General features: G+C 70.6%; 19 protein-coding genes. 10 read left to right on the top strand and 9 right to left on the bottom strand.

The features are described from left to right. Positions 1-137 precede the first annotated feature (137 nt). Positions 138-272, bottom strand: coding sequence for a hypothetical protein (locus NYZ98_RS28265; protein WP_262846599.1), 135 nt, complete (start codon positions 270-272; stop codon positions 138-140). Positions 273-534: 262 nt separating this feature from the next. Between NYZ98_RS28265 and NYZ98_RS28270 the strand changes: the two genes are divergently transcribed. From NYZ98_RS28270 to NYZ98_RS28280, 3 genes are all read left to right on the top strand, one after another. After that, the gene (locus tag NYZ98_RS28270) at positions 535-1566 is read left to right on the top strand and encodes an iron-containing redox enzyme family protein (protein ID WP_262846600.1); all 1032 of its coding nucleotides are present in this window, start codon (positions 535-537) and stop codon (positions 1564-1566) included. Positions 1567-1738: 172 nt separating this feature from the next. Beyond that, positions 1739-3619, top strand: a complete 1881-nt coding sequence (locus NYZ98_RS28275; protein WP_262846601.1) for an ABC transporter ATP-binding protein — start codon at positions 1739-1741, stop codon at positions 3617-3619. A gap of 145 nt (positions 3620-3764) precedes the next feature. After that, entirely contained in the window at positions 3765-5246 is a 1482-nt protein-coding gene (locus NYZ98_RS28280; protein WP_262846602.1) for a cryptochrome/photolyase family protein, read from the top strand. Between the two features lie 509 nt (positions 5247-5755). On the opposite strand, the gene NYZ98_RS28285 is transcribed toward NYZ98_RS28280, so the two are convergent. Both NYZ98_RS28285 and NYZ98_RS28290 read right to left on the bottom strand, forming a co-directional pair. Beyond that, on the bottom strand, positions 5756-6127 hold the full coding sequence (locus tag NYZ98_RS28285) for an STAS domain-containing protein (RefSeq protein WP_262846603.1): 372 nt from the start codon (positions 6125-6127) through the stop codon (positions 5756-5758). A 318-nt stretch (positions 6128-6445) separates the two neighbouring features. After that, on the bottom strand, positions 6446-7456 hold the full coding sequence (locus NYZ98_RS28290; RefSeq protein ID WP_316249610.1) for a sporulation protein: 1011 nt from the start codon (positions 7454-7456) through the stop codon (positions 6446-6448). Between the two features lie 918 nt (positions 7457-8374). On the opposite strand from NYZ98_RS28290, the gene NYZ98_RS28295 reads away from it, so the two are divergent. From NYZ98_RS28295 to NYZ98_RS28310, 4 genes are all read left to right on the top strand, one after another. Then, positions 8375-8632 (top strand): hypothetical protein, encoded by a 258-nt coding sequence (locus tag NYZ98_RS28295; RefSeq protein WP_262846605.1) that lies wholly within the window; start codon positions 8375-8377, stop codon positions 8630-8632. 204 nt (positions 8633-8836) lie between these two features. After that, entirely contained in the window at positions 8837-10171 is a 1335-nt protein-coding gene (locus NYZ98_RS28300; RefSeq protein WP_262846606.1) for an ABC transporter substrate-binding protein, read from the top strand. Between the two features lie 177 nt (positions 10172-10348). Further along, complete coding sequence (locus tag NYZ98_RS28305; RefSeq protein WP_262846607.1) at positions 10349-11371, top strand: carbohydrate ABC transporter permease; 1023 nt, start codon at positions 10349-10351, stop codon at positions 11369-11371. After that, positions 11364-12203, top strand: coding sequence for a carbohydrate ABC transporter permease (locus tag NYZ98_RS28310; protein WP_262846608.1), 840 nt, complete (start codon positions 11364-11366; stop codon positions 12201-12203). The genes NYZ98_RS28305 and NYZ98_RS28310 overlap by 8 nt, the downstream gene beginning before the upstream one ends. Here NYZ98_RS28310 and NYZ98_RS28315 read toward each other — a convergent pair. The 3 genes from NYZ98_RS28315 to NYZ98_RS28325 form a co-directional block, all read right to left on the bottom strand. Then, positions 12196-12420: a hypothetical protein gene (locus NYZ98_RS28315; RefSeq protein ID WP_262846609.1), complete on the bottom strand. Its 225-nt coding sequence runs from the start codon at positions 12418-12420 to the stop codon at positions 12196-12198. The genes NYZ98_RS28310 and NYZ98_RS28315 overlap by 8 nt on opposite strands. Before the next feature lie 201 nt (positions 12421-12621). Beyond that, entirely contained in the window at positions 12622-13674 is a 1053-nt protein-coding gene (locus tag NYZ98_RS28320; protein WP_262846610.1) for a LacI family DNA-binding transcriptional regulator, read from the bottom strand. 63 nt (positions 13675-13737) lie between these two features. Continuing rightward, entirely contained in the window at positions 13738-16248 is a 2511-nt protein-coding gene (locus NYZ98_RS28325) for a glycoside hydrolase family 3 C-terminal domain-containing protein (RefSeq protein ID WP_262846611.1), read from the bottom strand. Between the two features lie 261 nt (positions 16249-16509). Between NYZ98_RS28325 and NYZ98_RS28330 the strand changes: the two genes are divergently transcribed. Beyond that, entirely contained in the window at positions 16510-19524 is a 3015-nt protein-coding gene (locus NYZ98_RS28330) for a galactose-binding domain-containing protein (protein ID WP_262846612.1), read from the top strand. Positions 19525-19819: 295 nt separating this feature from the next. Then, positions 19820-21214: a hypothetical protein gene (locus NYZ98_RS28335; protein WP_262846613.1), complete on the top strand. Its 1395-nt coding sequence runs from the start codon at positions 19820-19822 to the stop codon at positions 21212-21214. Positions 21215-21551: 337 nt separating this feature from the next. Here NYZ98_RS28335 and NYZ98_RS28340 read toward each other — a convergent pair whose 3' ends face one another. The 3 genes from NYZ98_RS28340 to NYZ98_RS28350 form a co-directional block, all read right to left on the bottom strand. Then, positions 21552-21680 (bottom strand): hypothetical protein, encoded by a 129-nt coding sequence (locus NYZ98_RS28340; protein WP_262846614.1) that lies wholly within the window; start codon positions 21678-21680, stop codon positions 21552-21554. A gap of 768 nt (positions 21681-22448) precedes the next feature. After that, a complete protein-coding gene (locus NYZ98_RS28345) occupies positions 22449-22577 on the bottom strand; it encodes a hypothetical protein (protein WP_262846615.1) in 129 nt (42 codons plus the stop codon). 337 nt (positions 22578-22914) lie between these two features. Beyond that, positions 22915-23376 (bottom strand): MarR family winged helix-turn-helix transcriptional regulator, encoded by a 462-nt coding sequence (locus NYZ98_RS28350; protein WP_262846616.1) that lies wholly within the window; start codon positions 23374-23376, stop codon positions 22915-22917. A gap of 116 nt (positions 23377-23492) precedes the next feature. Between NYZ98_RS28350 and NYZ98_RS28355 the strand changes: the two genes are divergently transcribed. Beyond that, positions 23493-24377, top strand: a complete 885-nt coding sequence (locus NYZ98_RS28355) for an alpha/beta hydrolase (protein ID WP_262846617.1) — start codon at positions 23493-23495, stop codon at positions 24375-24377. Positions 24378-24703 lie beyond the last annotated feature (326 nt).

Genomic DNA, 24703 nt, shown 5'->3' on the forward strand with positions numbered 1-24703 from the left:
GCGGTTACCGCTTCTGCCCGATCCGGGAGAAGGCCGTCGCCCCGCGAGAGTCATCTCTCGCGGGGCGACGGCCTTTCGTGCCGTGGCCCGATCCCGCACGCGGCGGGCGCGTGGCCCGTGACTATGGCGCCGGCGACCTAGTAGTAGAAGTCGTCGTCCCAATCGTCGTCGTCGTCCCAGTCGTCGTCCCAGTCGAGGCGGAGGGACGGGGCTGCCGCGGCGAGCATGGCCACCGTCAGCAGAAGGCCGGTGGCGATGAGTCGTCTGAGCATTGAGAATCACTCCGTATCAGATTCATCTGAGGCCCTCGGGGATGTGCCCTGGGCCGACGGAGCGTCGCGATGGGGTTCCCGGGATACGCCAAAACGGCGCGATACAGGTACAGACTAACCACAAGGTCGCAAATCGGTCACCCGGGAGGAGGCAAATCCGCGGCATGGGTTCGGGCAAAGCCGCCGGGACCGCACGCGCCGCGCCGTCCCGGACCTCCCCGGCGTCCTAGCCTGCAGGGACGGAAGCCGGAATGAGGAACGCATGGAACCCGTGGACGTCACGGACCCCGCCCGACCCTGGGAGGGCGCCAGCCCCGCGACACGGCTGCCCGAGGCCCGGGGACCGGTGAGCGCTTTCCTGTTCGACCGTCTGACCCGCCCCCCGCACGACCTGGACCCGGTCGCCCTGCCCGCCGCGACGGGCTCCGTCGAGGACGAGGACCTGCAGATCGCCCTGTTCGCCTGCTACGAGCTGCACTACCAGGGCTTCGGCGAGGTCGACGAGCGCTGGGAGTGGCACCCCTCCCTGCTGCGCCTCAGGGACGCCCTGGAGCGCCGGTTCGAGCGTGACCTGGCGCGGGCCGTCCCCCGCCCGGCCCCGGTGCCGCCGGCCGAGCTGCCGCACGCCCTCGGCGCGCTCGCGGCGGCCGGTGGACCGCCGCTCGCGGACTTCCTGCACCACCGCGCGAACCCCGGGCAGTTCCGCGAGTTCGTCGTGCACCGGTCGATCTACCACCTCAAGGAGGCCGACCCGCACACCTGGGGGATCCCCCGGCTGAGCGGGCCCGCCAAGGCGGCGCTCGTGGAGATCCAGTCCGAGGAGTACGGCTGCGGGCGCGCCGAGCGGATGCACGCCGAGCTGTTCCGGGCCACGATGCGCGGGCTCGGCCTGGACGACGCCTACGGCGCGCACCTCGACCGGGTCCCGGCGGTCACCCTGGCGGTCAACAACGTGATGTCGCTGTTCGGGCTGCACCGCCGGTTGCGCGGGGCCCTCCTCGGGCACCTGGCGGCGCTGGAGATGACGTCCTCGCTGCCGAGCGCCAAGTACGGCCGGGGGCTGCGGCGGCTCGGGGGAGACGCGACGACCACCCGCTTCTACGACGAGCACGTCCACGCCGACGCCGTCCACCAGCGGATCGCCGGGCACGACATGTGCGGGGCCTTCGCGGCCGCGCACCCGGAGCTGACGGGCGACGTCCTGTACGGGGCCGCGTGCTGCCTCGCGCTCGACGGGCTGTTCTCGCGGCACGTCATGACCTGCTGGGAGAACGGGACCACCTCCCTCCGGTGACGGACCGGCCGCGCCGGTCGAGGTTCATGGACGGCGCCCGCCACCTGCGGGGACCTGACAATCCTTGACATCAATTTAAGTTGAGGTCTTAGGGTCGCGCTTGTGCCCCCGGATTTGTCGGTGGCGCCAGATAACTTCGGACCCTGGTCGTTCTCCTGAAGGTGGTCGCTCGATGGACATGGAAGTGACGGCGTGGCATTCGCTGTACCACGCGATGCACGCCCAAGAGGATCGGCGGCCGTTCTCCATGGCCACTTTGCGGCGCATCGCCGGGTTCGCCCGGGGGCACCGCCGGATGCTGGTGTGGTTCCTGCTGCTGAGCGTGGTGACGGCGGTGCTGGCGGTGGCCACACCCGTGCTCGCGGGCCGGGTCGTCGACGCGATCGTGCGCCATTCCCCGCTGGACGTCATCGTGTGGCTCGCCGTCCTCATCGCCGCGATCGCCCTGGTCGACGCCGCGCTCGGGCTGGTCACCCGCTGGCTGTCGGCGAGCATCGGTGAAGGGCTGATCCTCGACCTGCGCAAGGCGGTGTTCGACCACGTCCAGCGCATGCCGATCGCCTTCTTCACCCGCACCAGGACCGGCGCGCTGGTCAGCCGGCTGAACAACGACGTCATCGGCGCCCAGCGGGCGTTCAGCGACACCCTCTCGGGGGTGGTGAGCAACGTGGTGACCCTGGCGCTGACCCTGGTGGTGATGATCGGCATCTCCTGGCAGGTGACCCTGATCGCGCTGGTGCTGCTGCCGGTGTTCGTGCTGCCCGCGCGCCGGATGGGCTCGCGGCTGGCCCGGCTGGAGCGCGAGGCCGCCGACCACAACGCGCGGATGAGCACCCAGATGACCGAGCGCTTCTCCGCGCCCGGCGCGACGCTGATCAAGCTGTTCGGACGGCCCGCCAAGGAGTCGGGAGAGTTCGCCGCGCGGGCGCGGCGGGTCCGTGACATCGGGGTGCGCACGGCCATGGTGCAGTCGGTGTTCGTCACCGCGCTGACCCTGGTCTCGGCGCTCGCGCTCGCGGTCGTCTACGGCCTCGGCGGCTTCTACTCGCTGCGCGGCCAGCTCGAGGCGGGCGCCGTGGTCGCCCTCGCGCTGCTGCTCACCCGCCTGTACGCGCCGCTGACCGCCCTGGCCAGCGCCCGCGTCGAGGTGATGAGCGCCCTGGTGAGCTTCGAGCGGGTGTTCGAGATCCTGGACCTGAAGCCGCTCATCGCCGACCGCCCGCGCGCCACGAGCGTCCCTGAAGGGCCGGTGTCGGTGGAGTTCGACGACGTCCGCTTCGCCTACCCCTCGGCCGACAAGGTGTCGCTCGCCTCGCTGGAGGAGGTCGCCACCCTGGACACCCGGGGCGGCGTCGAGGTGCTGCACGGCGTCTCCTTCCGCGCCGAGCCGGGCCAGATGGTGGCCCTGGTCGGCTCGTCGGGCGCGGGCAAGTCGACCATCGCCCAGCTCGCGACCCGCCTCTACGACGTCGACGCCGGGGCCGTGCGGCTGGCGGACACCGACGTGCGCGACCTGACCTCCGAGTCGATCCGCGACACCCTCGGCATGGTCACCCAGGACGGGCACCTGTTCCACGAGTCCGTACGGGCCAACCTGCTGCTCGCGCGACCGGAGGCCGCCGAGGACGAGCTGTGGGACGTGCTGCGCCGCGCCCGGCTGGAGGACCTGATCCTGACGCTGCCCGACGGGCTGGACACCATCGTCGGCGAGCGCGGGTACCGGCTGTCGGGCGGCGAGCGCCAGCGGCTCACGATCGCCCGCCTGCTGCTGGCCCGGCCCCGCGTGGTCATCCTGGACGAGGCCACCGCGCACCTCGACTCCACCTCCGAGGCGGCCGTGCAGGAGGCCCTCGGTGAGGCGCTGGCCGGCCGGACCGCCATCGTCATCGCCCACCGCCTCTCCACCATCAGGGCGGCCGACCTCATCCTGGTGATCGAGGACGGCCGCGTCGTCGAGCGCGGCACCCACACCGCCCTGCTCGCCGAGGGCGGCCGCTACGAAGAGCTCTACCGAACCCAGTTCGACCAACACCCCACCGCCGCCGTCCACTGACTCCTCCCACCCCGAACACCATCGACTCCGCTGGCCACGGACGGGAGGATGCGTTCGCCGTCCCCCGGCCCCTCCCCCTCCCACCCCGAACGCTCTGACCAGGGGCGGAGGGGGGTCGGCAAGGGGGGTGTACGAGGATTGGGGGATGGGGGATGACGGCAGGCGCTGGATCTTCGCCGATCAGCTCGGCGAGCATTTCCTCGACTCCGGCGACCAGCCGGTGCTGCTGGTCGAGGCGCGGTCGGTGTTGCGGCGGCGGCGGTTCCACCGGCAGAAGGCCCACCTCGTGCTCTCGGCGCTGCGCCACCGGGCGGCCGAGCTCGGCGACCGGGCGCTGTCGCTGCGGACCGGGACCTACGGGGAGGCGCTCGACCGGGCCGGCGGGCCGCTCTCCGTCTGCCACCCCACCAGCCGCGCGGCGGACGCCTTCGTCCGGAGCCGCGCCGGGGTGACCGTCCTGCCCGCGCGCGGCTTCACCACCACCGCCGAGGAGTTCGCCCTATGGGCCGAGGGCAGGGGCGACGGGCGCCGCCTGCTCATGGAGGACTTCTACCGCGACGCCCGCCGCCGCCTCGACGTGCTGATGGAGGGCGACGCCCCCGCCGGGGGCCGGTGGAACTTCGACGCCGACAACCGCCTCCCGCCCCCGGCCGGCGGCCTGGACGTGTCCGCGTGGCGTGCCGAGGAGGACGAGATCGACGAGGAGGTGCGCCACGACCTCGACCGCTGGGAGGCCGACGGCGAGGTCGCCTTCGTCGGCAGGGACGGCCCGAGGACCTTCCCCGCGACCCGGGCCGAGGCGCTGGCCGCGATGCGGCACTTCGTCACCCACCGGCTGCCGCTGTTCGGGCCGTACCAGGACGCCATGCTGTCGGCCGACCCGGTCATGGCCCACAGCATGCTGTCCCCGGCGCTGAACCTCGGCCTGCTCGACCCCATGGAGTGCGTGCGGGCCGCCGAGGCCGCCTACCGGGACGGGAGCGCCGCCCTGCCCGGCGTCGAGGGGTACGTCCGGCAGCTCATCGGGTGGCGCGACTACATCTGGCACCTGTACTGGCACTTCGGCGAGGACTACCGCACGCTCAACCGCCTGTCGGCGCGCACCCCCCTGCCCAGGTGGTTCGAGGAGCTGGACGCGGGCGCCGTCGAGGCCCGCTGCCTGTCATGGGCGCTGGAGCAGGTGCGCGACACCGGTTTCACCCACCACATCGTGCGGCTGATGGTGCTGGGCAACTACGCCCTCCAGCGCGGCTTCGACCCGGCGCGGCTCACCGACTGGTTCCACCGGTGCTTCGTCGACGGGTACGACTGGGTGATGCTGCCCAACGTGATCGGCATGTCGCAGCACGCCGACGGCGGCATGCTCGCGACCAAGCCGTACGCGGCCGGCGGGGCGTACGTCAACCGGATGAGCGACTTCTGCGGGGACTGCCGCTACCGCCCCACCCGGCGGACCGGCGACGACGCCTGCCCGTTCACCTCGGGGTACTGGTGGTTCGTCGCCCGCAACGAGGACCTCCTCGCGCACAACCCGCGCACCGCCCGCAGCGTCTACGGCCTGCGCCGCCTCAACGACCTCCCCGCCATCCGCGCCCAGGAATCCGCCCGAGGCGACACCCCACCCTGAACCCACGGCAGCGCGAGGTGACAGGGCACGGCAGGCGGCATCCCCCAGGACCCCGGGCAGGTCCCCGCGTCCGCTGTCGCCCTCGGCGATGGCAGAGAGGACGGAGTGGAAGCGGGCGCCGTCCTCGCGTCCCCCGGGACCCCCGGCGTCCCCCGGGATCCCCGCGTCCCCGCATCCCCCGTGTCCCCGGGGTGCCGGGGGTGTTGCGGCGCGGCCCAGGCCCGATCGGCGTCTCTCCGCTTGCCGTACCCCGCCTGCCGCCACCAAACGACCACTACGCGTCCTGGAACGTCCCGCACGAGCGGGGCGCGGGGGGCCGGGGCTCGCCTGACGGCGCTGTGGCGCTTTCCGCCGTCGTAGGCGTACGGCTCGGGACGGGCTCGGCCGGTGTCACGGGACCTTCGACTTCGCCATCGCGGGTGTACGGGCTCGGCTGCTCGCGGCACTTTCGACATCGCCGCCGCGGGTGTACGGGCTCGGCCGGTTTCACCGCGCCTTCGAGTGCGCCGTCAGGAGAGTTTGCGGGATGCCGGGCTTTCCAGGGGGCCGCCGGCCAGGGCGGCGGCCATGGTCGGGTAGATGTCGAAGGCTGTCCCGATGCCGGTGAGATCCATGATCTTCCTGGGCGAGGGGCGCAGGCAGCACAAAGCACAGGTGCCGCCGCACCGCTGGGCGTCGTCGCACGCCCTGACCAGCAGCCGTAGCCCGGCCGAGTCGATGAAGTCCATGCGGGACAGGTCGAACAGGAGCTGCGGCCGGGTGTCGCGTAGCGCCTCGTCGATGTTCTCGCCCAGCCGTGAGGCACCGTTCGTGTCGACCTCGCCGATGATCGAGATGACGGTGAACTCATGACGGTGATCTCGCCGTACCGTCAGCGGCATGTCGACCTCCTGTTCCTGGGTACGTGCCTTCGCCCAGTCTGTAACCGGTCGGCGCACCAGCACAAGGGCGGCCCCCCGAACGGGCCGGGCCCGCTCCCAGACCACCCGGAAACCACACAAATCAGGCCCTCTCGGACCACCTGGAAACCACGCGAACCAGGCGCTCTCGGATCACCCGGAAACCACGCGAACCAGGCCCTCGTCCGTGCCGGCCCAGGAGCCCGGCTGGAGCGGCCCGGCTCGCCCGTACCGGCCCAGGAGCCGGGCCGGAGCGGCCCGGCTTCCGGAGTCGGCGTGGCCTCGCGGGTCAGGGTGGGGTCACCAGTCGCCGCCGCCCTCCTCACTCTCATCGCCCTCGAAGAAGTCGCCGATCTCGTCGATCGCCTCGGCGGCGACCAGGCCTCCGACGACCCCGGCCGCGCCCACCGCCGCGACCGTCCCCCAGCCCGGCCCGCCGTGCCGGTGGTGGTCGTCGTCGTATTCGCCGTGCCCGCCGTAGTGGCCATGGTGGTCATCACGGTGGCCGTAGCGGTGGTCGCCGAGGTGGTGGGCGTCGTGGGCGGTGGCGTGGCCGTGCTGGGCCAGGGCGTCCAGCCAGCCGGAGATCTCGGCCGCCCAGTCCATCCGCATGGCGTGCTCGTGGGTGACCTGGAAGCGGCCGAAGGAGTCGTGGCCGGGGGTGAACAGGCCGCCGCGCTTGTCGGCCTCGAGGACGACCGCCAGCCCGCCGGGGTCGGCGACGAAGGTCAGCTCGACCTCGTTGACCCGGCCGGCCCACCGTCCGGGCGGGTGGAACTCGATCTCCTGGAAGAACGGCAGGTGCTGCTGGACGCCGTGCAGCCGCCCCACCTCGATGTCGGACCCCTTGACGTCGAAGCCGAGCCGGGCGAAGGCTTGGAGCACCCGCTCCTGCGCCGGCAGCGGGACGACGGTCACCGGGTCGAGGTCCCCCTTGTCCACGGCCCTGGCGACCGACAGTTCGGTGCGCACGCCCACGGCCGCGCCCCGCGCGGGCCGGCCACCGAACTCGGTGATCGGCGTCTCCCACGGGATGGTGATCTGGAAGGGGATGGTGCGGGACTCGCCGGCGCCCAGGTGGAAGGCGCCCGAGACCCGTGAGTGGAAGAACTCCGCGATCCCGGTGTGTTCGCCGTCGCCGGCCTCCGCCTCCACCCGGGAGACCAGGCCCAGGGCGACGTACTCGATCTCGGAGCCGGCGTCGCCGCCCTTGATCCGTACCTCGCCGATCAGGGTTCCGCCGGGGAGCACCCGCGGCGTGGCCAGGACCGTGTCCACCGAGGGACCTCCGATACCCAGCGCTCCCAGCATCCGTTTGAAGACCACGGTTTCCTCTCCTGTCTCGTCCGTGACATGACAGAACAGGAACGATCAACGTCGGGCACCGGTTCCCGCCACCAGGCGTTTCGTCGCCGCAGGTGGAGGGGCGGTCCTGGCGGTGGGCGGACAGGCCCCCGATGGCGCCCGGACGGGCCCCGGTGGCGGGGCCGGGCGGGCTCCGGCGGCGCCAGGACGGGCCCTGCCGGCGGTCGGGGGAGAGGATTGGAGAGCGCTCTCCCCCGAAAGTGTTACGCGTATGTTTCGCTCCTGTCAACGGCTGTTCAGTCACATTCGGAGGTCACTTCGCAGGGTGAGGTACCACCCGGCCATCTCGGAAGGATCCGCTGGTCCGCGAGTCGGCCGGCCCCCGAGACGGGTGGTGGGACGGGGGTGGTCGTCTCCCGTGGAGGAGGTGCGCCGGAGCCCTCGCCGGCGGCCCCGGTGACCGTGCCCGGGCGGACGTGTTTCAGGGGGGTGAGCAGGGGGTTTCCAAATCGAGAGCAACGATGTGTTGACAAGAGGTGATGCAGCGGACAATCTCTGTCTGGAGAGCGCTCTCCCTCCCTGTCATCACCGTGATCGACGGGTACCCCCTTGTATCAAGGAGAGGCTGTGCATCCATCTCGCAGTCCGGGCCCGCGCCGAATGGGCCCGCTCACCGCCTCCCTGGCGATGACCGTGTCAGGCCCGGCGGCGCCGAGCCCTGCCATGGCTGCGAACGGTGCGCTCTCACAAGGGAAGACGGCGACGGCGGGTACCGGACCGGCCCTCGGCGGTGACGGCGCGATCACGTACGGCCCGTTAGCCGGGCGCCGCCAGAAGTGTGAGACGGTGTGGAACGGAGACTGCGGCCGGACCCGCTCATTCCAGGACGAGTTCCGAGGCGATCCGCCCGGCCGGGCGAGCCGGATGAACGCGGCACTCCAGGGTCACGCTGCCTACAAGGCCGCGGACCCGGGCACCACCCACGAGGCCTGGGGAGCGGAGGACCACTCCTCCCTCGGCTCCTTCGACGCCGAACCCACCATGGTCGCGGACCGTTCGTTCGAGGTGCCCCAGAACGCGGGCGCCGCGTCCCACGATCTCCTGATCGCCCCATTCGGCGGTGTCGGCACGATCCGCCATGTCACCAACACCACCGGAGGACCGGCGAACACGAGCACATAAGTCCTTAATTTCACCAATTATCCGTAAAAAATAGTTTCGGCTCTGACGCTCCCGGGCGGCCGAGCCGGAAGTTCCTGATGGGAGGTCTGTATTGGCCGTTCGACGGTCGTGCAGGGCTTCCCGCCATCGGGCGGCGAGGCCGCTCCGGCGTAATGCGACACCACCGGCACCGGGCCGTCGTCGCGATCAAGTGAGGGGTTTCTTGTGCGTATAAGGAAGATCGGATACGTCGCCGTCGCGGGCGCGCTTCTGGCGGCGGCCGCGGCGTGCGGCGGCGGCGACACCGGCGGCACGGCGAGCGGCGGCGGCACCACCGACAGCGGTGCGGCCAAGACGCTCACCTACTGGGCGTCGAACCAGGGCACCAGCCTCGACAACGACAAGCAGGTGCTCCAGCCCGAGCTGGACAAGTTCGAGAAGCAGACCGGCATCAAGGTCAACCTCGAAGTGGTCCCGTGGGCCGACCTGCTCAACCGGATCCTCGCCGCCACCACGTCGGGCAAGGGCCCTGACGTGCTGAACATCGGCAACACCTGGTCCGCCTCGCTCCAGGCCACCGGTGCCTTCCTGCCGTTCGACGACAAGCTGCTGACCGACCTCGGCGGCAAGGACCGCTTCCTCGGCCCGAGCCTCGCCGCGACCGGCGCCGCCGGCAAGCCGCCCACGGCCGTCCCGATCTACGGCATGACGTACGGGCTGTTCTACAACAAGAAGATGTTCAAGGAGGCCGGCATCGACAAGCCGCCGGCGACCTGGGACGAGCTGGTGGCCGACGGCAAGAAGCTCACCCACGGCAAGCAGTGGGGCCTCGCCGTCGAGGGCGCCAGCGTCAGCGAGAACTCCCACCACGCCTTCATCTTCGGCCAGCAGCACGGGTCGGACCTGTTCGACGCCAGCGGCAAGCCGCAGTTCGACTCGCCCCAGCAGGTCGCGGCGATCAAGCAGTACCTCGACCTGATGGCGGTCGACAAGATCGTCAACCCGAGCAACGCCGAGTACTCCAACGGCACCGAGGCCGTGAACGACTTCGTCAACGGCAAGGCCGCGATGCTGATGTGGCAGTCCATCGCCTCCCAGCTCAAGGCAGCGAACCTCGGCGACGACTACTACGGCCTCGCGCCCATCCCGCTGCCGGCGCCCGGCTCGGGCGGCAAGCAGGTCAACGGTATGGTGGCCGGCATCAACCTCGCCGTCTTCAACTTCACGAAGAACCGTGACGGCGCATTGAAGTTCGTGAAGTTCATGACGAGCGCGGAGGAGCAGCAGATCCTGAACAAGACCTACGGCTCGCTGCCCACCGTCCAGGACGCCTACAACGACCCGGCGTTCCAGACGCCCACCATCAAGGCGTTCCAGGACATCCTCGCCAAGACCGCCGCGCCGCTGCCGCAGGTGCCGGAGGAGAGCCAGTTCGAGACCCTGGTCGGCACGGCGATGAACCAGCTCTGGGCGGACGCCGCGAGCGGCAAGCCGATCACCGACGAGTCGGTCAAGGCCAAGCTGACCCAGGCCAACCAGCAGGTGCAGCCGGGTAGCTGAGCCGCACCGCCCTCGGTGCCGGGCCGGGCGCCTTCCCCCGATCGCCTCGATCGACGCCCGCCCCGGCACCGTCCACAGACCCGTCCTGCCAGGCCGTTCACGAGACGGCCTGGCAGGCGGACAACGATCCACCCTGCCACGCCGCACCGACCGGCCCAGCCGAATCGAGAGGATTAGATGGTCGCCCGTACCACGCCTCACCAGGACGAGCGTCGCGACGCCACGCTCGCGGGAGGCGGTCCGCCCCCGCCGGGAAGGAGGGGGCTGCGGTCCAGGCTGGCCGGACGGATCCCGTTCGGCCTGCGTCGTCTCAGCGTTCCCTATCTGCTGATCATCCCGGCGATCGCCCTGGAACTGCTGATCCACGTGATCCCGATGCTGGTCGGCGTCGGGATGAGCTTCCTGCGCCTCACGCAGTTCTTCATCCGCAACTGGTCGGCCGCCCCGTTCGTGGGACTGTCGAACTACCAGGTCGCGGTCGACTTCGACTCGGCGGTGGGCAGCTCGCTGCTGCACTCCTTCACGATCACGGTGGCGTTCACCGCGCTGTCGGTCGGCCTGTCGTGGCTCTTCGGCACCGTCGGGGCCGTGCTCATGCAGGGCGCCTTCCGCGGGCGGGGGTTCCTGCGGACCTTCTTCCTGGTCCCCTACGCCCTGCCCGTCTACGCCGGCGTGATCACCTGGAGCTTCATGTTCCAGCGGGACACCGGCATGGTCAACCACGTCCTGGTCGACCAGCTCCACCTGCTCGGCGACCGCCCGTTCTGGCTGATCGGCGGCAACAGCTTCGCCGCCGTCGTCATCGTCTGCGTGTGGCGGTCGTGGCCGTTCGCCTTCCTGATCCTCATGGCCGGCCTGCAGAACATCGACAACGACTACTACGAGGCCTCGGCCATCGACGGGGCGAGCTGGTGGCGCCAGTTCCGGTCCATCACCCTGCCCATGCTGCGTCCGGTGAACCAGGTGCTCGTCCTGGTGCTGTTCCTCTGGACCTTCAACGACTTCAACACGCCTTACGTGCTGTTCGGGAAGGCCGCGCCACAACAGGCGGACCTCATCTCGGTGCACATCTACCAGAGCTCGTTCATCACCTGGAACTTCGGCTCGGGATCGGCGATGTCCGTCCTGCTGCTGCTGTTCCTCCTCGCGGTGACCGTGGTGTACCTGGTGGCGACCTCACGGAGGAGGAGCGATGCGTGAGCCGCGCTGGCTGCCGCTGGCCCGCTGGATCGGGCTCGGATTCCTCGGCCTGTTCACTCTGATCCCGCTGTACGTGATGGTGAGCTCGTCGATCAAACCGCTACAGGACGTGCAGAACGGATTCAGCTGGATCCCGACGACGATCAGCCTGCGGCCGTTCGCCGACATCTGGAAGACCATCCCGCTGGCGCGCTACTTCGGCAACAGCCTGATCGTGGCGTCCATCGCGTCGGTGCTGTCGGTGACGGTGGCGATCTTCGCGGCCTACGCCGTCAGCCGCTACCGCTTCCCCGGCCGCCGGGTCTTCACCGTCACGGTGCTGTCCACCCAGATGTTCCCCGGCATCCTGTTCCTGCTCCCGCTGTTCATGATCTTCGTGAACGTCGGCAACGCCACCGGCCTGGAGCTCTACGGGAGCCGCACCGGCCTGATCATCACCTACCTGACGTTCTCGCTGCCGTTCTCGATCTGGATGCTGGTCGGCTACTTCGACTCCATCCCCAAGGCGCTGGACGAGGCCGCGAAGGTGGACGGCAACGGGCCGCTGGGCGCGTTGTTCCGCGTGGTCATCCCGGCCGCGATCCCCGGCATCGTGGCGGTCACCATCTACGCGTTCATGACGGCGTGGGGAGAGGTCCTGTTCGCCTCGGTCATGACCGACGACTCCACCCGCACCCTGGCCGTCGGCCTGCGGGGCTACGCCACGGAGAACGACGTGTACTGGAACCAGGTCATGGCGGCCTCGCTGGTGGTCAGCGTGCCCGTCGTCATCGGCTTCCTGCTCCTGCAGCGCTACCTCGTCCAGGGCCTGACCGCGGGCGCCGTCAAGTAGCCGTGACCGGGCCCATCTCGGCCACGCTCTCCTGCTCGGCGATGGCCCGGCACAGGCCGGGCTCGTCGTCGGCGTCGACGGTCCGCCACGCGCCGGCCTTCTCGGCGGTCTCGTTGTAGGGGCGCTCACGGGTCGCCCAGAGCCGGCCCTGGTCGCTGCGGAAGATGCGCCAGCCGGGGATCGGCTCTTTCGGGTGCGTTGCGTCAAGGTGCGCCATAGGTCGGCCTCCGTGGTCCGATCATGGGGCCACCCGCTCATCGGTACAGCTCAGGTGAGCCCGCTCCGTCGGCTCCGATCCTCAGTACGCGCGTATGCCGGGCTCAACGAGATTTCTTGAAGTTTCTACTTCATTCGCCGGGGCCCCGGACGGCGCGGGCGGGCCGGGAACGATCCCGGTCAGGCCCGCGGCCGGTCGCGGTCAGGCCGAATCGCGGATGACCAGGGACGGCTCGAAGATGATCGAGGTGACCGGCTGGTCGAGGTCGTCGACGTGGGCCAGCAGCAGCCGCGCCATCTCGGCCGCCATGTCCTCCACGGGGTGGCGGATCGTCGTGAGCGGCGGCCGGCTGGCGGTGGCCGCGCTGCTGTCGTCGAACCCGACCACGGCCACGTCGTCCGGCACCCTGCGCCCGTGGTGGCGCAGCACGGGCAGCGCGCCCTGGGCCATCAGGTCGTTGGCGATGAAGACGCCGTCGAGGCCGGGATGCTCGGCCAGCAGCCGCTCCATCGCCGCCTCGCCGCTGTTGAGGGTGAAGTTCCCCTCGACGCACGGAATGTACGGGTACCCGTGGGCGGCCATGGCGTCGCGGAACCCCGACAGGCGGTCCTGGCTGGCCGGCACGTCCAGGGGCCCGCTGATGGTTCCCACGCGGCGGCGGCCCCTGGCCACCAGATGGTCGGCGGCGAGCTTGGCGCCCGTGCGGTGGGCGACGTCGACGTAGCTGATCGGGATCGGCTCGGCGGGCCGGGCGAAGAGCACGGCGGGCAGCGAGGCGTCGACCAGCAGGCGGGGGAGCGGGTCCTGCGCCTGGGTCGAGACCAGGACCGCCCCGTCGGCGTTCCCCTGGCGGAGGTAGGCGATGACCTGGGCGCGCGCCTCGGCGGTCTCGGCGAACATCAGGATCGGGTGGATGCCGCGGGGGCGCAGGAAGCCGACGACGCCGCTGGCCACGCGGCCGAAGAACGGGTCGGCGAAGACCTGGCTGTGAAAGGGGTTCTCCCCGCTCTCCTCGCCGGCGCCGGAGACGATCAGGGCGATCGCCCCCGTGCGGCGGGTGACCAGGGAGCGGGCGGCACGGTTGGGCACGTAGCCGGTCTCGGCGATCGCCTGCCTGACCGTCTCCTGGATCATCGGGTCCACGTTGCGGATGCCGTTGATGACGCGGGAGACGGTCGCGCGGGAGACGCCCGCCGCGCGAGCCACGTCCTCCAGGGTGGGGGATGCCGGCACGGGCGGGCGACCTTCGCTCATGTGGACTTTATAGCATGGCGGGAGAGCGCTCTCCAACGCTCTTACCCGCCGTGGCCTCGTATGTCACACGGACGTGACCGTATCGGTCCCCACCGTTCCCCGCAAGGGCAGGTCCCCGGCGGACCGGCCGGCCAGCACGGTGAACGCGCCGGGCTCGCCCTGCCAGGCGCCGGCGTCGGCCGACCAGTGCTGGACGGCACGCGCCGGGACCTCGATCTCGGCCTCCACGGCCTGCCCCGGCCCGGCGTGGACCTTGGCGAAACCGGCGAGCCAGAGGGCGGGACGCGGCAGCGCGCTCTCGGGCCGGGACAGGTAGACCTGCACGACCTCCGACCCCGCACGCTCCCCGGTGTTGCGCAGCCGCACCCGCACCGTGAACGGCTCACCGGGCTCGGCGTGCCCGGGCGCGGTCAGGCCCTCGTACTCCCAGGTGGTGTACCCGAGGCCGTGGCCGAACCAGTACGCGGGGGCGTCCGGCTCCCGCAGCCACGCACGGTGGCCGATGTCCAGGCCCTCGGTGTACTCCAGCACCCCGTCCACCGGCGTGGTGCCGGCCAGGGCGCGGCCGGCCCACGTGGTGGGCAGCCGCCCGCCGGGCTCCGCGTCGCCGAAGAGCACCTCGGCGAGCCCGTCGCCGTACTCCTGGCCGGGGAACCAGCTCAGCAGCACGGCGGGCACCTCCTCGCGCCACGGCATCGCGACCGGGCCGCCCGCGTTGACCACCACGACGGTGTCGGGGTTGGCCGCCACCACCGCGCGGACCAGGGCGTCCTGGTCGCCGGGCAGCGACAGGTCCGTGCGGTCGTAGCCCTCGCTCTCGACCTCCTCGGTCGTGCCGACCACCAGGACGACGACGTCGGCGCCGGCCGCCAGCTCGACCGCCGAGGCGAACTCCTCCTCGTCGCTTCCCCTGGGCGGGTCGGCGGCGAGCACGGAGGCCAGGCCGCTGTCGGGGTCGAGGCGGCGGCGGGCGACGAGCTCGACCTCCTGGCCGGCGGCGAGCGCCAGCGTGGCGTGCCGGTAGGGCGGAGTGAGGTGCACGGTCGCCGGGTCGTCGGTGTCCCGCTCGACCTCCTCGTCGATCAGCGTCACCCCGTCGGCGGACAGGAAGACGTGACCCCAGCCGGAGACGGCGAGGTTCCACGTCCCGGTGGCGTGGGCGCACAGCCGGGCGGCGATCTCCACCGTGGCCGAGCCGTCGACGAGCGCGGGCTCCAGGATGCGCCCGGTCAGCCGGTGCTCGGCGTGCAGCTCCGCCCCGGAGGCGTCCAGCAGCCGGACGAGCACGCCCGGCTCGCCCGTCAGCGGGTCGCACGAGTTCTCGAGGTCCAACGGGGTGGGACGGCCCGAGATGTGCACCCCGGTCGCGTGGACCACCTCGGCCCGGCCCGCGAGGGCGTCCCGGATGCCGTCCAGCGGGGACACGCTGGAGACCGGGTAGACGCCGGCGCTGCCCCCGCCCTGGATGCGCGGCGCGGCGGCGCTGGGGCCGATCACCGCGACCCTGCGCAGCCGATCGGGGTCCAGGGGGAGGACCGAGCGCTCATTGCGGAGCAGCACCGTGCTCGCCACGACGGCCTCGCGCAGCAGCGCCCGGCTCTCGGCGTCGCGCGGGGTGGGCGCGATGTGCGTGGTCGGGTCGTGCGGCGTGCCCTCGGGCCCGGTGCCGTCCAGTGCGCCGGAGGCCCCCGTGCCCGCGTCGTCCAGGACGTCGCCGGGGGAGAGCGCGCCCACGCGGGAGGCCAGGCGCAGCAGGCGGCGGACCTTCTCGTCGACGGCCTCCTCGGGCACCTCGCCCGCGCGCACCGCGGCGACCAGCGCGTCGCCCCACGGCCCGTCGGGGCCGGGCATCGCCAGGTCCTGCGCGGCGCGCCCGGCCGGGACGGTGCTGCGTACCGCCCCCCAGTCGGACACGACCATGCCGTCGAAGCCCCACTCGCCCTTCAGCGGCTCGGCCAGCAGCGGGTTCTCGGTCATGGTGGCGCCGTTGACGCCGTTGTAGGCGGCCATGACCACCCACACCCCGGCCTCGACGGCGGCCTCGAACGGGGCCATGTACAGCTCGCGCAGCGTCCGGTCGTCCACGCGCGCGTCCAGGGTGAGACGTTCGGTCTCGGAGTCGTTGGCGACGTAGTGCTTGGCGGTGGCGGCGACCCCGCGCGACTGCACGCCCCTGATGTAGGCGGCCCCGATGCGGGCGGTGAGCAGCGGGTCCTCGGAGTAGCACTCGAAGTGCCTGCCGCCGAGCGGCGAGCGGTGCAGGTTGATCGTGGGCGCCAGCAGCACGTCGACGCCCTTGCGCCGGGCCTCGGCCGCCAGCAGGACGCCGAGCCGTCCCACCAGGTCCTCGTCCCAGCTCGCGGCCACGCCGGTGGGGGAGGGGAGGGTCAGGGAGGTGCTCCGCTCGTCCCATCCCATGCCCCGGACGCCGATCGGCCCGTCGGAGGTGACGATCGAGCGCAGGCCGATGTCGGGCAGGGCGTGGGTCCGCCACGCGGTCGCGCCGGTGAGCAGCCTCACCTTCTGCTCCAGATCCAGCTTCCGCACCACGTCGTCGAACTCGTCCTCGGTCACTCTGGTTCCTCTCGGGGATTGGAGAGCGCTCTCCCTCCTGGCCATAGAGTCACCGTCCCGGGGCCGGATGTCAATGGGGAGCGCGCGACGCAGGTCACGCGGGCGGGCGGGTTTCCGGCACATGAGCAGGACGTTTCGTTCTGGTTGCCGATGAGCCTTGACAGGCCTCGATCCGTAGGTGCACTCTCCATTCGGAGAGCGCTCTCCCTCTATCACCCCGTTGCCGTACACGGCGGGCACCCCCCGTAATGAGGAGAGATCGTGCACCCATCCAGAAGCCCGGGCAGGTACCGATTGGGCCTGCTCATCGCCGTCCTGGTCGCGCTGGTCGCGTCCGGCCTGGCCTTGACCGGCACCGCCATGGCCGTCGACACCTTGCTCTCCCAGGGGAGGCCGGCGACGGCCTCGTCCAGTGAGGGCGCCGCGTGGAGCGCCTCGGCCGCCGTCGACGGGAACGCCACCGGCACCCGCTGGGCCAGCGTCTTCAGCGACCCGCAGTGGCTCCAGGTCGACCTCGGGGAGACCGCGTCCATCAGCCAGGTTGTGCTGACCTGGGAGGCGGCGTACGGCAAGGCCTTCAAGATCCAGACCTCGGCCGACGCCTCCGCCTGGACCGACGTGTACTCGACCACGACCGGCACCGGCGGCGTCCAGACCATCCCGGTCTCGGGCTCCGGCCGGTACGTGCGGATGTACGGCACGGTCCGCGGCACCGGGTACGGCTACTCGCTGTGGGAGTTCCAGGTCTACGGCACCCCCGGCACCGGCGGGCCGCCCACCACGACCCCCACGCCCGACCCCGGCACCTGGACCGAGATCTGGAAGGACGACTTCGACGGCGCCGCAGGCACCTCGCCCTCCGGGACCAACTGGCTCCTGCGCACCGGCACCTCCTACCCGGGCGGCGCCGCGAACTGGGGGACCGGTGAGGTCGAGACCATGAGCGCCTCCACCGCCAACGTCTCCCTCGACGGCGCGGGCCGGCTCTCCGTCAAGGCGATCAAGGACGGCGGCGGCAACTGGACGTCCGGGCGCGTCGAGACCCAGCGCACCGACTTCACCCCGCAGGCCGGCGAGCAGCTGAGGTTCACCGCCAAGCTCAAGCAGCCCGACGTGGCCAACGCCGCGGGCTACTGGCCGGGCTTCCGGGCGACCGGCGCCGCCTACCGGGGCAACTACAACAACTGGCCCGGCGTCGGCGAGACCGACATCATGACCGACGTCAACGGCCGCAGCCAGCTCGCCAACACCCTGCACTGCGGCACCGCCCCCGCCGGAGTGTGCAACGAGTACGACGGCCGCACCAGCGGATTCGCCTCCTGCACCGGCTGCCGGACCGGGTACCACGAGTACACGCAGATCATCGACCGCACCAAGACCGACGAGGAGATCCGCTTCTACCTCGACGGCAAGCAGACCTGGGTCGTCCGCGAGAGCCAGGTCGGGGTAACCGCCTGGAACGCCGCCGTCCACCACGGCTTCTACCTGCGCTTCGACCTCGCGATCGGCGGCTCGCTGCCCAACGCCATCGCCGGCTCCACCACCCCCACCGCCGCCACGACCTCCGGCGGCGTCCTCAGCGTGGACTCGGTCTCGGTCGCCAGGAGCCCCGGCACCGTGCCGGCCGCGATGACCGACCCGGCCACTCCCGCGGGCCCGAGCGTGGTCAAGGTCACGGGCACCCAGGGCAACTGGCAGCTCACCGTCAACGGCGCCGCCTACCAGGTCAAGGGCCTCACCTACGGCCCGCCGCAGGCCGCCGCCGACGGCTACATGCGCGACCTGAAGTCCATGGGCGTCAACACGATCCGCACCTGGGGCGTCGACGACGCCAACACCCCCACCCTGCTCGACCGGGCCGCCCAGCAGGGCCTCAAGGTGATCGTCGGGCACTGGCTCAACCAGGGCGCCGACTACGTCAACGACACCGCTTACAAGACCAGCGTCAAGAACGAGATCGTCGCCAGGGTCAACACGCTCAAGAACCGCCAGGGCGTGCTGATGTGGGACGTCGGCAACGAGGTCATCCTCACCATGCAGGACCACGGACTGCCCGCGGCCGAGGTCGAGGCGCGGCGCGTCGCCTACGCCAAGTTCGTCAACGAGGTCGCCGTGGCCGTGCACGCCGCCGACCCCAACCACCCGGTCACCTCGACCGACGCGTGGACCGGCGCCTGGCCGTACTACAAGACCTACGCCCCGGCGCTGGACCTGCTCGCGGTCAACTCCTACGGGGCGATCGGCGGCGTCAAGCAGGCCTGGATCGACGGCGGCCACACCAAGCCGTACATCGTCACCGAGGCCGGGCCCGCGGGCGAGTGGGAGGTGCCGAACGACGTCAACGGCGTCCCCACCGAGCCCACCGACCTGCAGAAGCGCGCCGGGTACACCACGAGCTGGAACACGATCAAGGGCCACGCGGGCGTCGCGCTCGGCGCCACCGAGTTCCACTACGGCCTGGAGAACGACTTCGGCGGCGTGTGGCTCAACACCTTCACCGGCGGCTGGCGGCGGCTCGGCTACCACGCGCTCAAGCAGGCGTACACCGGCACGGCCTCGGCCAACACGCCCCCGGAGATCACCGCGATGACGGTCGGCTCGCAGACTGCCGTCCCCGCCGGCGGACAGTTCACCGTCGGCACCAGCGTCACCGACCCGAACGGCGACCCCGTCCGCTACAACCTGATGGCCAGCAACAAGCACATCACCGGCGGAACCGGCTTCTCCCACCTGCGGTTCACCGAGACCTCCCCGGGCCAGTTCTCGGTCACCGCGCCCGAGCAGATGGGCGTGTGGAAGGTCTACGTGTACGCCTTCGACGGGCAGGGCAACGTCGGGATCGAGCAGAAGTCGTTCCGCGTCGTCCCCCCGACGATCAACGGCACCAACGTGGCGATCGGCAAGCCGACCACCGCCTCGACCTACCAGGCGACCGGCGACGGCGCACCGTTCCTGCCCACCAAGGCGACCGACGGCAGCTTCACCACGCGGTGGGCCAGCGAGTGGAGCGACCCCCAGTGGATCCAGGTCGACCTCGGCGCCGTCACCGCGATCAAGCACGTGGAGCTCGGATGGGAGAGCGCCTACGGCAAGTCCTACCAGGTCCAGACCTCCACCGACGGCGCCACCTGGACCAACGCCTACTCCACCACGGCCTCGGACGGCGGCTTCGACGAGATCGACCTGACCGCCTCCACCCGCTACGTCCGCCTCAACCTCGCCCAACGCGGCACCCCGTACGGCTACTCCCTGTGGGAATTCGGCATCTACCGCTAACTCGCCCCCCGACCTCCCTGACCACCTGACCCGGACGGCCCGCCCCCTTCACTCGGGGCGCGGGCCGTCCGGCTGCCCGTTGTCTGGCTGCCTAGTGCCCCGCTGCCCGTACTCCGGGTGTCCGGCCCTCCGTGTGCGGCTCTCGGCCGGTGGTCCGCCGTTCGGTGCCGTTTCGGGACGGCGGCTGATTCTGGTGGTTCATGGGTCTTTGTCGTCCAGCCCGATCACTCGTCCGTCACACTGGTTGGCGAGCCATCACGGTCACGGCACCGGTATCCGATGCGGCGAGGCGGCAGTGAGCGACGACTCGAACCAGGGGACAGGTCACCGCCGCGCGGCCCGCGGCCGTCCGGCGCCCGCGGCCATCCGCCGGCTGTGCGTGGCCGTCGACGTGCAGTCGTACAGCGTCCGCGACAACCGTGGCCAGCTCGCCGTGCAGGAGCGGCTGAAGCGCGTCCTGGACCGCGCCCTGTCGCGCGCCGGGCTGTCCCCGGCCGCCGTCCTCCGCCAGGACAGGGGCGACGGACAGCTCATCCTGCTCCCCGCAGGCGTCGACGAGGCCCGCGTCATCGCCGTCCTGCTGTACGAGATCGCCACCGGCCTCGCCGACACCAACCCCCCTCCCAGCCCCGAACCGGGCACCGGGAACCGGGAGAAGAACGGAACCGGGATCCGGGTCGAGGATGGAAGCGGGCTCGGGGGGATGACCGGAGCCGAAGCCGGAAGTCGTATCCGGCTGCGGCTGGCTCTGGCGCAAGGGATCGTGCATGAGGCGGCGACCGGGTATGTCGGGAAGGCGGTCGTGGACGCCTGCCGGCTCGTGGACGCGAGAGTGGTGCGCGCGGCCCTCACCGAGCACGACGAGCGCGACCTGGTGGTGGCCGTCACCGACGACCTCTTCCAGGATGTGGTGGTCCACGGGTACGCCGGTCTGGCGGCGGCCGGCTTCCGGCGCGTGGACGTCGAGCTCGCCGACAAGAACTTCTCGGCCGCCGTCTGGCTCGCGGTCCCACCCGTACCGTCCCCGCCGGACGCCGGTGGTCCGGCACGGGGGAGGCTCGGGGCGTTCGCCGGCGTGCCCGTTCTGGTCGCCGTGCTGGCGCTCGCGGCCTGGCAGATGACCGGCTCGGGCGTCCTTGGCCCCGGGCCGATGCCGGCGTCCAGAGACGCCTCAGCCCACGCGGACCCTACGCCATCGGAGTCGGGGGAGGCGTCCAGAGACGCCTCAGCCCACGCGGACCTTACGCCATCGGAGTCGGGGGATTCGACCTCGTCCGAGCGGCCTGGTTCCGTGTCACGGGGGCCGGAGGAGATCGAGGCGCCGTTCGTCATCTTCGACAGGACCGGCTCGGTGCCGACCTGCGGGCCCATATCGGGGTCCGGGTGGGTGCCGCCCGGATACGCCCTCCGCGTGTACTCCAAGGGCGGTCACCGGTACTTCCCGGCCTGGAACGCCGCCCGCGTCGACCGGGCCTCGGCGACGTGGGAGATGCCCGAGCTCTACCTCGGCCCCGTAGAAGGTCCCGGCAAGAGTGTCACGGTCTACGCCGTCCTCCTCCCGCTGAAGGAGAGCGCGAAGCTGAGCCGCGAATTCGAGCGGAAGTGGTCCTTCTCGTCCCTCCCACCGCGCGTGGTCGCGACCCACACCTTCACCGTCACCAGCGGCCCTTGCCCCGGCTCGGTCCCGTAGCTCGCCCGGCCGGTCGCCCATCGCCAACGGCAGGATCGGCCTGTGGGCGCGACTCATCGCATTCAGAGTGTCCCGGAGGGGGTGTGTCCGCTTTCTTGCCCGGATTCTGGTGGTGGTGGCCGATGCCGTCGATTCCTTGGGTGAATCAAGAGGGTCTTAGTCGGCTCGCCGGGCGGTTCTGGTGCTGCGGTGGCGCGGAATTTGGGTGCTGTGGAAGTGATGTGTCTCGGTGCTGTGGAGTTGGTGTGCGTTGCTGGATTCGGTTGTCGGTTTGAATTTGATCGGTGTGTAAGGATTGTTTGTGGTCGGTGGTGTCTATCCGGGATTCCTTGGTTTGTTAGTCCCAGGTGGTGCCGGGGGTGCGGCCGAAGGTGTCCCAGGTGGTGCCGGGGGTGCGGGTGAAGGAGTCCCAGGTGGTGCCGGCGGCGCGGGTGGCGGTGTTCTTGGCGGTGGTGGTGTTCGTCATTTTCGTGTTCCTTTTCTGGAGGGCTGTTGTTTTGTTCTCGCACTTACAACAATGCGGGAATCCGAGGCCCCGATCCAGATGAATGGACGGCAGCAAGCTGCCCGCCCGTGACCACTTCCTGCCACCGTTGAACGTGACATGCGGAACCGCCGGTCAGACCCGCACGCTGTCCCAGGTCAGGACGTCGACCAGCGGGTATCCGACACTGGCTCTACGCACCGGAGAGCTCCCGGCCGAGGCGGCATTCCGGTGCCGATCTGCTCGCGCAGCCGCCAAGAGCCCTCTCCAGGCCCTGCGAGGTCCGCACTCGCCGCGTCCGCGCAGCTCGATGACGCCGCGCTCGTCGTTCCAGGACGTGGTCGAAGTCGCAAATCCTCGGCGAGCACGCGCCAAGCCTTGGCCCTCTGCTCCAGGGCCAAGCCCTCAGGAGGACGTCGCGTGGACCCCACCGACCGAACACCCTGGTGGCGACCTCCGGCGGTCACGCGGGCGCGGGCCATCGCCCGGCCTGACAGGCCGGCGGAGGGTGGGGCGGGAGGGGGTGCATCCGCTTTCTTGCCCGGATTCTGATGATGGTGGCCGATGCCGTCGATTCCTTGGGTGAATCAAGAGGGTCTTAGTCGGCTTACCGGGCTGATCTACCGCTGTGATGCGAAACTTCAGTGCTGTGAGTTGTCGTGGCTCGTCGGATTCGATTATTTGATGGAGAAACTGAGGTCAATCGGTTGATTATCGTCGATGTCGTTCTTCCGGGCTTTTCCGTTTTTGTTAGTCCCAGGTGGTGCCGGGGGTGCGGCCGAAGGTGTCCCAGGTGGTTCCGGCGGTGCGGGTGAAGGAGTCCCAGGTGGTGCCGGCGGCGCGGGTGGCGGTGTTCTTGGCGGTGGCGGTGTTCGTCATTTTGATGTTCCTTTTCTAGAGGGCCGTTGTTTTGTTCTCGCACTTACAACAATGCGGGAATCCGGGGCCCCGATCCAGATGAATGGACGGCAGCAAGCTGCCCGCCCCTGACCACTTCCTGCCACCCATGAAATAGACACACCGAACCGCTGGACAGGTCGTCTGGTCGCCCCAGGTCAGGACGTGGTCACCCCGCCACCGCGGCGCGTCCCGTACCGGCATCGGCGTATCGACGAGCATGATCACAGCGGTGACCATCTCAGATCCCGGGCTGGACCAGGCCGCGATCCGCGCGTGTGACTCGGTCAGGCCGAGATCTCCGCGTGCGATCGGAGGATCAGTCGCTTTCGAGGCCGATGAGCTCTTCCAGCGTTCGCCGCAGCGTGGTGACCCGATCCTGGCCGAGGCTCAGTGACCATCGCCACTCGATGTCGGTGAGGATCTGGGCGGCGGCGACCTGCGCCATCGTGCCCTGGTCGGTCAGCCGGATGATCTTCGCGCGACGGTCGTCCGAGTCGGCCACCCGCTCGACGTAGCCGTGTCTCTCAAGCTCGCTGACGACCTCGCCGATCGCCTGCTTGGTGAGCCCGGAGCGTTCGGCGAGCGTGGTGAGCCGCGAGCCCTCCGGGCCGATGAACCGGAAGACGGAGCCATGGACGTACCGGATCCCCTCGAACCCCTCGTCGGCGAGGCGTTGGTGGAGTTTGTCGACGGCGATGTCCTTGGCCTGCGTGAGCAGGGTCGGAAGCGGCACGTTGCCCTCGTCGTCCTTTCCTCGCTTTCCGGATCGCGTCGTCATCCCGGGCGGCCTCTCTGCGGAGCGATTTCGTCAGGCGGCTTGACGGTATCATCGCATATGGTAAGGTCGCTTGACTGTCAGGCAGACTGACTAAATACCACACGATGGAGGACACGATGCAAAGCGTCGCGGAACAGCGCGCGCAGTTCTCGACAATGCTCACCCGGCCCCTACCCGACGACGTCGAGCTGTCGGCGACGACCCTCGGTGGGCGACCGGCACTGGAGCTCCGGATCGAGGCGCCCGGCACGGCGGGCACCGAGGGAGCCACTCGCGGCGGCGAGGACGTGCTGCTGTACTTCCACGGCGGCGGCTTCGTGGTCGGGTCACCCCGCGCCACCGCCCACCTCACCGTTGCGTTGCTCCGGCACCTCGACGGCCGGGCGATCTCGCTCGACTATCGGCTGGCGCCCGAGGAGCCGTTTCCTGCGGCGCCGGACGACTGCCTGGCGGCGTACCTGGAACTGCTGGAATCGGGTGTCGACCCCCGGCGGGTGGTGATCGCGGGCGACTCGGCGGGGGCCGGACTGGCCGTCGTCACACTGCTCCGCGCCCGCGACGCGGGCTCGCCGATGCCGGCGGCCGCGGTCCTGTTCTCGCCATGGGCCGATCTCACTCTCGGCGGTGCGAGCATGCGATCCAAGGTCGGGATCGACCCGATCTTCACGCCGACCGCTTTCGAGTGGTATTCGGATCAGTACCTCCCGGACGGTGACAGGTCGGCGCCCGAAGCAAGCCCGGTCTTCGCCGACCTCGCCGGATTACCGCCCCTGCTGATCCAGGTCGGTTCGAGTGAGCTCCTTTTGGACGACGCCGTGCGGCTGGCCGGTCGCGCGGGTGCCGACGAGGTCGCGGTGACGCTGGAGATCGCTCCGCGTGAACCGCACGTGTTCCAGCACAATGACTCGGCCGAGGCGACGGCGGCCCTGGAGCGGGCCGGGCGATTCCTGGCCTCCCGGCTTCCCGGCGACGGGGCACCCACCGAAGCCCACCAGGCTTGAGTGACCGTTTCCAGCCATCACTGACGGGGAGAGACCATGCCGCTGGCGACCAGACCCCTCGTGTACCGGGCTCGGCGCCTCCCGTAGGCGTGGTCTCCTGCACTCAGGGCGGTGGCCTGGGTTTGCCGTCCAGGGCGAGCGCAGGCGATCGTCCGGCGTGCGAGGCCGACGGAAGGGTGGTGCGGGAGGGGGTGTGTCCGCTTTCTTACCCGGATTGTTCTGGTGGCCGATGCCGTCGATTCCTTAGCTGAATCAAGAGGGTCTTAGTCGGCTTGCCGGGCGGTTCTGGGTGTTGCAGTGGTGCGGAATCTTGGTGCTGTGTAGCG

Source organism: Sphaerisporangium corydalis, assembly GCF_025506355.1.
GTDB classification, from domain to species: domain Bacteria; phylum Actinomycetota; class Actinomycetes; order Streptosporangiales; family Streptosporangiaceae; genus Sphaerisporangium; species Sphaerisporangium corydalis.

Bases quoted from the DNA above. Each gene is read 5' to 3' on its own strand.
- NYZ98_RS28265 (WP_262846599.1), bottom strand. From the start codon at position 272: ATGCTCAGACGACTCATCGCCACCGGCCTTCTGCTGACGGTGGCCATG.
- NYZ98_RS28270 (WP_262846600.1), top strand. From the start codon at position 535: ATGGAACCCGTGGACGTCACGGACCCCGCCCGACCCTGGGAGGGCGCC.
- NYZ98_RS28275 (WP_262846601.1), top strand. From the start codon at position 1,739: ATGGACATGGAAGTGACGGCGTGGCATTCGCTGTACCACGCGATGCAC.
- NYZ98_RS28280 (WP_262846602.1), top strand. From the start codon at position 3,765: ATGGGGGATGACGGCAGGCGCTGGATCTTCGCCGATCAGCTCGGCGAG.
- NYZ98_RS28285 (WP_262846603.1), bottom strand. From the start codon at position 6,127: ATGCCGCTGACGGTACGGCGAGATCACCGTCATGAGTTCACCGTCATC.
- NYZ98_RS28290 (WP_316249610.1), bottom strand. From the start codon at position 7,456: ATGCTGGGAGCGCTGGGTATCGGAGGTCCCTCGGTGGACACGGTCCTG.
- NYZ98_RS28295 (WP_262846605.1), top strand. From the start codon at position 8,375: ATGAACGCGGCACTCCAGGGTCACGCTGCCTACAAGGCCGCGGACCCG.
- NYZ98_RS28305 (WP_262846607.1), top strand. From the start codon at position 10,349: ATGGTCGCCCGTACCACGCCTCACCAGGACGAGCGTCGCGACGCCACG.
- NYZ98_RS28310 (WP_262846608.1), top strand. From the start codon at position 11,364: ATGCGTGAGCCGCGCTGGCTGCCGCTGGCCCGCTGGATCGGGCTCGGA.
- NYZ98_RS28315 (WP_262846609.1), bottom strand. From the start codon at position 12,420: ATGGCGCACCTTGACGCAACGCACCCGAAAGAGCCGATCCCCGGCTGG.
- NYZ98_RS28320 (WP_262846610.1), bottom strand. From the start codon at position 13,674: ATGAGCGAAGGTCGCCCGCCCGTGCCGGCATCCCCCACCCTGGAGGAC.
- NYZ98_RS28340 (WP_262846614.1), bottom strand. From the start codon at position 21,680: ATGACGAACACCACCACCGCCAAGAACACCGCCACCCGCGCCGCCGGC.
- NYZ98_RS28345 (WP_262846615.1), bottom strand. From the start codon at position 22,577: ATGACGAACACCGCCACCGCCAAGAACACCGCCACCCGCGCCGCCGGC.
- NYZ98_RS28350 (WP_262846616.1), bottom strand. From the start codon at position 23,376: ATGACGACGCGATCCGGAAAGCGAGGAAAGGACGACGAGGGCAACGTG.
- NYZ98_RS28355 (WP_262846617.1), top strand. From the start codon at position 23,493: ATGCAAAGCGTCGCGGAACAGCGCGCGCAGTTCTCGACAATGCTCACC.